The organism is Actinosynnema sp. NPDC059335 (genome assembly GCF_042752395.1).
Classification (GTDB): Bacteria; Actinomycetota; Actinomycetes; order Mycobacteriales; family Pseudonocardiaceae; genus Actinosynnema.
Genome location: NZ_JBHYXZ010000004.1, coordinates 76,891 through 83,177, shown reverse-complemented (window position 1 = coordinate 83,177; position 6,287 = coordinate 76,891). Strand labels below are relative to the sequence as shown.

Genomic DNA, 6,287 nt, shown 5'->3' with positions numbered 1-6,287 from the left:
GGTGGGGGGTTGTAACGGGGGGCCCCCCACACAAACCCCCCCACCCCCCCCCCCAATCCCTTGGTCCTTGACCCCGGGCCCCCCCCCCCCCGGGGGGCCCCCCCCCCCCGGCCCCCCCGCGCGTGTCCTACCTCCAGAACGCGTGAGTCCAACGTTCGCGTCGTGTGAGTCCTACGTCCGGAACACCCGAATTCAACGCTCGGGACGGCCGCCGGTCACGAAATGTCCGCTTCCGCCCGACCCGCGAAAAAGCTTCACGATGCCGCGCAGAAGTCCCGCGGTACACCACTGAATCGGTGAAACTCCGACCACCGGCGGGATGATCAGGCCATACCGGCGCGCACGTCCCGGTCGACGCCCTCCAAGATCACGGGACGCTGAAGAGAACCGCCGAGCGACTTGCCGGAGCCGGGCGGGCAAGAAGTAAGCTGACCGGGACCTCCGGTCCCCATTCGACCATTCGAGTGAACAATGTGCGGGAGAAATCCGCACCGGCTTACCGTTGAAGATTGGCCCGCAGAGCTGAATGAAGATGGCCGAACAGGCAGGTGCGGCGAGACCGGGTGATGAGCCCGGACAAACCCAGGACGCGTGCGCGCGTCGCTGGGCCGCCGCCATCGCGTCCACCGTCCCGTCCACCGACGTGCCGCCCACCGCGCTCGAGGACCTCCTCGTCGGGTTCACCGCCGCGTTGCGGGCCGCTACCGGGCCGAACGGCTCCCCCGCGGACGCCCGCCGGGTCGGCCGCGACCTGGTCGAGCACGGCCTCACCGCCACCGAGACGCTGGAGCGCACGCTCGCGTTCGTCGGCGGGCACCTCGACCCGGCCGTGCTCGGCGCGTTGGCGGCCGGTTTCGCCGAGGCGTTAAAGACCACCCGAACAGACGAATCCGCATTACGCGCGGGTGAAGCGAAGTTCCGCGCAGTGTTCCAGACGTCGGCGTTGGCGATCGCCGTCTCCGACATCAACGGCGTGATCCTCGACTGCAACGACACCATGCTGGCCATGCTCGACCACACCGCCGAGGACCTGATCGGTTCACTCGGCCGCGATCTGGTTCACCCGGACGAGCGAGAGCGGATCGATCGCGCCGCGCTGGCGCTGCAGAACGGGACCGAGCACGTCCGCACGGAAACGCAGCTGGTGCGCGCCGACGGCGACGTGGTCGACGTCCTCATCGCGCTGGCCCTGCTGCGCGACGACGACGGCGAGCCCGCCTTCTACGTCACCATGATCGAGAACCTGGACGAGGTGCGGGCGTTGCAGAGCCAGCTCGTCCGGCAGAGCCTGCACGACGTGCAGACCGGCCTGCCCAACCGGGCGCAGTTCGTCGGCTGGCTGGAGGGCGCGGTCGGCGACCGCGGTCCCGCGACGCTCGCCCTGGTCGTGTTCGACCTCGACGGGTTCCGGGTGGTCAACGACGCGTTCGGGCACGACGTCGGCAACCGGATCCTCACCGCGGTCGCCGGGCACCTGCGGTCGGTGTTCGACGGCGTCGGGCGGCTGGCCCGGATCGGGCCGGACGAGTTCGGCGTGCTGATCGGCGACCCGCTCGACGTGGCGTCCGTCGTGACCCTGGTGGAGTCCGCCGTCGAGCTGTTCGCCGAACCCGTCTGGGTGGGTGACGACGGCATCGGCGTGACCGCCAGCGTCGGCATCGTGGTGCAGCCGGCCCGCGGCGCGGACGCGGCCGAGCTGCTGCGGTGCGTCGACCTCACCGTGCGGTGGGCCAAGGACGACGGCAAGGCGCAGTGGGCCCTCTACGACAAGACCCGTGACCAGCGCGAACGTGCCCGGATGCGGTTGGCCGCGTCGATCTCCGGCGGGCTGGAGCAGGGTGAGTTCCGGGTCGACTACGAGCCGGTCCGGTCGCTGGTCGACGGGTCCCTGGTGGCCGTCGAGGCGCGGCTGCGCTGGGATCACCCGACCGAGGGACTGCTCGACCCGCAGGAGCTGGTGTCGCTGTCGACGTGCACCGGGATGGCGGCGCGGCTGGGCAAGTGGGCCATCGCGCAGGCGTGCGCGGACGCGGGCCGGTGGCACGCCGAGTTCGGCGACGCCGCGCCGGTGCTGAGCATGGACCTGACCGCCCGGCAGTGCCAGGAGCCGGAGCTGGGCGCGACCGTGCGGCGGGCGTTGCGGGAGAGCGGGCTGCCGGCGCGGCTGCTGCGGTTCGAGCTGAGCGAGCACCTGCCCGCGCTGATCACCGACGACCAGGTGGAGGAGCTGACGTACCTGGCCGAGCACGGCGTGCGGCTGGTGCTCGACCAGGTGGGCGGCGGCAACGTGCCGATGGACCGGCTGCGGCGGATCCCGCTGACGGCGGTGAAGTTCCAGGGGTCGCCCGTGTACGGGCTCGCGGAGGGCGCGGACCCGGTCGAGGAGAGCGCGGCCGTGGCGCTGCTCACGTGGTCGGCGACGTTGGGGCTGCCCCTGTACGCGGCGGGCGTGCGCACGGAGCACGAGGCGCGGCGGTTGGCCGAGCTGGGCGTCACGGCGGCCCAGGGTCCGCTGTACGGCACATCGCCGCTGGCGTTCGACGAGGTCCGCGCGATTCTTGGCAAGTCCTGACGGGACGCTCAGCCTCCTCATAGGGTGCGGGCCGACCCTGAGGTCATGACGACACAGGACTTCCCCGCCATGCGCGGGTCGTTGGAGGAGCGGGCGTCGTTCTGGCGGCGGCGCACCGGTGTGGTGGTGACCTCCGCGGCGCTGGCCGCCGCGGTGTTCGGCGGGGTCACCGGCGGGGTCGTCGGCGCGCTGCACGCGCCGGACAGCCCGGCGTCGAGCAGCCTGGTCGCGCTCAACGCCTCTTCGTCCACTTCGGACGTTTCGGCCGTGGCGGCGCGCGTGCTGCCGAGCGTGGTGCAGGTGAACGTGGTGTCGGCGCAGGGGCAGGGGCTCGGCTCCGGGGTCGTGCTCACGGCGGACGGCCGGATCCTGACCAACAACCACGTGGTGGCGGGCGCCCAGCGGGTGACGGTGACGTTGAGCGACGGGCGGACCGTCGACGCCACCGTCGTGGGTACCGACCCGTCGAGTGACCTGGCGGTCGTGCAGGCGTCCGGGGTGAGCGGGTTGACGCCGGCGAAGTTCGGCAACTCCGACCAGGTGAAGGTCGGTGACGAGGTCGTGGCGATCGGGTCGCCGGAGGGCCTCCAGGGCACCGTGACGTCGGGGATCGTGAGCGCGCTGGACCGCACGGTGACCGTGCCGGGGACGTCGACCGGCCGGCGCGCGTCGTCGGTGAGCTACCAGGCGATCCAGACCGACGCGTCGATCAACCCGGGCAACTCGGGCGGGCCGTTGGTGAACGCGGCGGGCGAGGTCATCGGCATCAACTCGGCGATCTACTCGCCCGCGTCGGACAGCGGTGAGGCGGGCAGCGTGGGGATCGGGTTCGCGATCCCGTCCAACCAGGTGCAGCAGATCCTCGGCCAACTGTCCTGAGCGTTGAACTCGGGGGTCCTGAACGTACGACACACGCGACGCGAGCGTAGGACACACGCGTTCTGAAGGTAGGACACGCGCGTTCTGAACGTAGGACACGCGGGGCGGCGTGCGGGTGGGGGAGGCCCGCACGCCGCGGTCCACGGGTCAGCCCAGCCAGTCGGGGCGCAGCGGCATGTGGGACGTGGTGCCGTCGAGCTTCACGCCGAGCACCTGGTGGAGCTGGATGTTGTTGCGCTCGAAGCCCAGCCGGGACGCGGCCAGGTACAGCCGCCACACCCGGGCCCGACCGAGGCCGACCTCGGCCACCGCGTCGTCCCAGTGCTTCTCCAGGTTGTCGCACCAGGCCGCCAGCGTCAGGGCGTAGTGCTCCCGCAGGTTCTCCTCGTGCCGCACCTCGAACCCGGTGTCGTGCATCAGCGACACCAGGTGGCCCGGCCCGACCAGCTCGCCGTCCGGGAACACGTACCGGTTGATGAACCCGCCGGTCTTGGCCCGCTGCTTGTTGTCCGGCCGGGTGATGCAGTGGTTGAGCATCCGCCCGCCGGGCTTCAGCTTCCGGTACAGCGACCGGAAGTAGCCGGGCAGCTTCGCCTTGCCGATGTGCTCGGTCAGGCCGATCGAGCTGACCGCGTCGAACCCGGTCTCCCGGACGTCGCGGTAGTCCAGGTAGCGCACCTCGGCCAGGTCGGACAGCCCCGCCTCCACGATGGCCTTCTGCGCCCACTCGGCCTGGTTGCGCGACAACGTCACGCCCAGCGCCTTCACGCCGTACTCGCGGGCGGCGTGCATGACCATCCCGCCCCAGCCGCAGCCGACGTCCAGCAGCCGCATCCCCGGCTTCAGCCCGAGCTTGCGCGCCACCAGGTCGTGCTTGGCGAACTGCGCCTCCTCCAGCGTGGCGCCCTCGGTCGGGTACACGGCGCACGTGTACGCCATGGACGGCCCGAGGATCCACTCGTAGAACGTGTTCGACACGTCGTAGTGGTGCGCGATGGCTTCGCGGTCCCGCGCCTTGGAGTGCCGCAGCCCGTGCAGCCGCCGCTCCTGCGGCGGCACCTCCACCCGGGTGTTCAACCTGGTCCGGCCCAACGTCGTCAGCAGCTCCACCCGCTGCGCCCACGGCACGTCCCGCAGCGAGAAGTCGGACAACTGGCGCAAAGCGCCGTACACGTCACCGATGATCTCCAGGTGGCCGGTCACGTACGCGCGCGCCAGCCCCAGCTCACCCGGCGCGGACGCCAGGTACGACAACGCCTCCGGTGTGCGCACCTCGATGCTCACACCCGCGTCGGCCGGCCCCGCCTGGCTGCCGTCGTACGCGCTGAACCGCACCGCGTCAGCGCCTCCGACCGCCCGCTGGAACACCTCCGCCAACCGCATGACCCCGGCTCCCTTCACCTACGGAGAACACACTTGGCGTACAAATCGGGCAGCCTGCCCGCCTGGTCGTACCGCTTCTTCAGGTCCCGGTAGGTGGGGCCGTTGTAGTTGTCCCAGAACTCCTCCTCGTCGTAGTACGAGTCGGAGTAGAGCGACTTGTGCCCGCCCAGCTCGGTGACCTTGTCCTCGATCAGCCGGTTGCGGCTGCCCAGCTCCTCGTCCGGGCGCAGCGACACCGTCGACCAGAAACCGACGTTGACGTACAGCACGTCCGGGTCCATCGGGTACAGCGGCCAGCCCGCCCGGTCCTTCAACCGCACCGGGCACAGCCACACCGGGCTGATGCCGATCTCGCGGTGGAAGAACTCCAGGAACTCGGCCAGGCGGTCCACCGGGATCTCCACGTCCTGGATCACCGGCTCCTGCACCGCCTTGCTCAACCGCGCGGACAGGCGGTGCCGCCGGTCCCACGCCACCACCTTGCGGTACACGTCCGACCGCAGGTACCGCTTCGGCACGAGCCGTCGCACGACCGGGTGCTGCACGCCGAACGCGCGCGAGCACCAGAACCAGTCGGTGTCCCACCGCCACAGGTAGTCCCGCACGGTCAGGTAGTCCACGCTGCGCCGCTGGATCGACCGGTAGTAGATGGCGTTCCCGGTGTAGTCCGAGGTGAACGGCGCGGAGTCGGCCCAGTTCGCGAGCGTCAGGTACTGCTCGCGGCCGGAGAACACCGTGCCGTCCACGAAGTCGACCGGTTCGCCCCGGTAGGACCCCTCGGCGCACACCTCCGAGATCACCCGGGCGCACTCGGCCGCGTCCGCGAAGGGCACGTGTCGAAGTCGCACGTACGGTTTGACCGGCTCCAGGTCGATTTTCAGTCGCAAGGTGTAGCCGAGCGTGCCGTAGGAGTTCGGGAACCCGCGAAACAGGTCGTCCTCGGGACCCACGACGACGACCTCGCCGTCGCCGGTCATCACCTCCAGCTCCCGCACCGACTCGTGCGGCAGGCCGTTGCGGTACGAACTGGACTCGATGCCGAGGCCCGCCACCGCGCCGCCCAGCGTGATCGTCTTGAGCTGCGGCACGACCAGCGGCATGAGGCCGTGCGGGAGGGTGGCGTCGACCAGGTTCTCGTAGGTCGTCATGCCCTGCACCTGCGCGGTGCGCGTGGCGGTGTCGACGGAGAGGACGCGGTCGAAGCGGGCCACGTCGAGCCCGCCGGACTGCTCGGCGCGGAACCGGAAGAGGTTCGACGTCGCCTTGGCCAGGCGCACGGGTGCGCCCGCCGGGATGGCCGCGTACTGCTCGCGCAACGCGGCCACCGCCCGATCGTGGTGGTCCGACTCCAGGCTCTGCCGGTGATCGCTCACCGCACCGACGTTAGGCCGCCGGAGCTTGATCAGCACCCCCAAATTTCACCACCTTCGAAGTTACCCGCTGGTAGTAGTCT

Annotated in this window: 4 protein-coding genes; 2 read left to right on the top strand and 2 right to left on the bottom strand. The window is 70.6% G+C overall.

The genetic code is table 11. The features are described from left to right. Nucleotides 1–532 precede the first annotated feature (532 nt). Complete coding sequence (locus tag ACFXGA_RS02210) at nt 533–2,572, top strand: putative bifunctional diguanylate cyclase/phosphodiesterase (RefSeq protein ID WP_378083520.1); 2,040 nt, start codon at nt 533–535, stop codon at nt 2,570–2,572. Between the two features lie 45 nt (nt 2,573–2,617). Further along, entirely contained in the window at nt 2,618–3,451 is an 834-nt protein-coding gene (locus ACFXGA_RS02205; protein ID WP_378083518.1) for a S1C family serine protease, read from the top strand. 147 nt (nt 3,452–3,598) lie between these two features. Here ACFXGA_RS02205 and ACFXGA_RS02200 read toward each other — a convergent pair whose 3' ends face one another. Together ACFXGA_RS02200 and ACFXGA_RS02195 are read right to left on the bottom strand one after the other, a co-directional pair. Further along, the gene (locus tag ACFXGA_RS02200) at nt 3,599–4,834 is read right to left on the bottom strand and encodes a class I SAM-dependent methyltransferase (protein ID WP_378083517.1); all 1,236 of its coding nucleotides are present in this window, start codon (nt 4,832–4,834) and stop codon (nt 3,599–3,601) included. Nucleotides 4,835–4,848: 14 nt separating this feature from the next. Beyond that, the gene (locus tag ACFXGA_RS02195) at nt 4,849–6,207 is read right to left on the bottom strand and encodes an FAD-binding oxidoreductase (protein ID WP_378083515.1); all 1,359 of its coding nucleotides are present in this window, start codon (nt 6,205–6,207) and stop codon (nt 4,849–4,851) included. Nucleotides 6,208–6,287 lie beyond the last annotated feature (80 nt).

What these genes read in the sequence shown, in the direction of transcription:
- ACFXGA_RS02205 (WP_378083518.1), top strand. Translation starts at nt 2,618, where the DNA reads ATGACGACACAGGACTTCCCCGCCATGCGCGGGTCGTTGGAGGAGCGG.
- ACFXGA_RS02200 (WP_378083517.1), bottom strand. Translation starts at nt 4,834, where the DNA reads ATGCGGTTGGCGGAGGTGTTCCAGCGGGCGGTCGGAGGCGCTGACGCG.
- ACFXGA_RS02210 (WP_378083520.1), top strand. Translation starts at nt 533, where the DNA reads ATGGCCGAACAGGCAGGTGCGGCGAGACCGGGTGATGAGCCCGGACAA.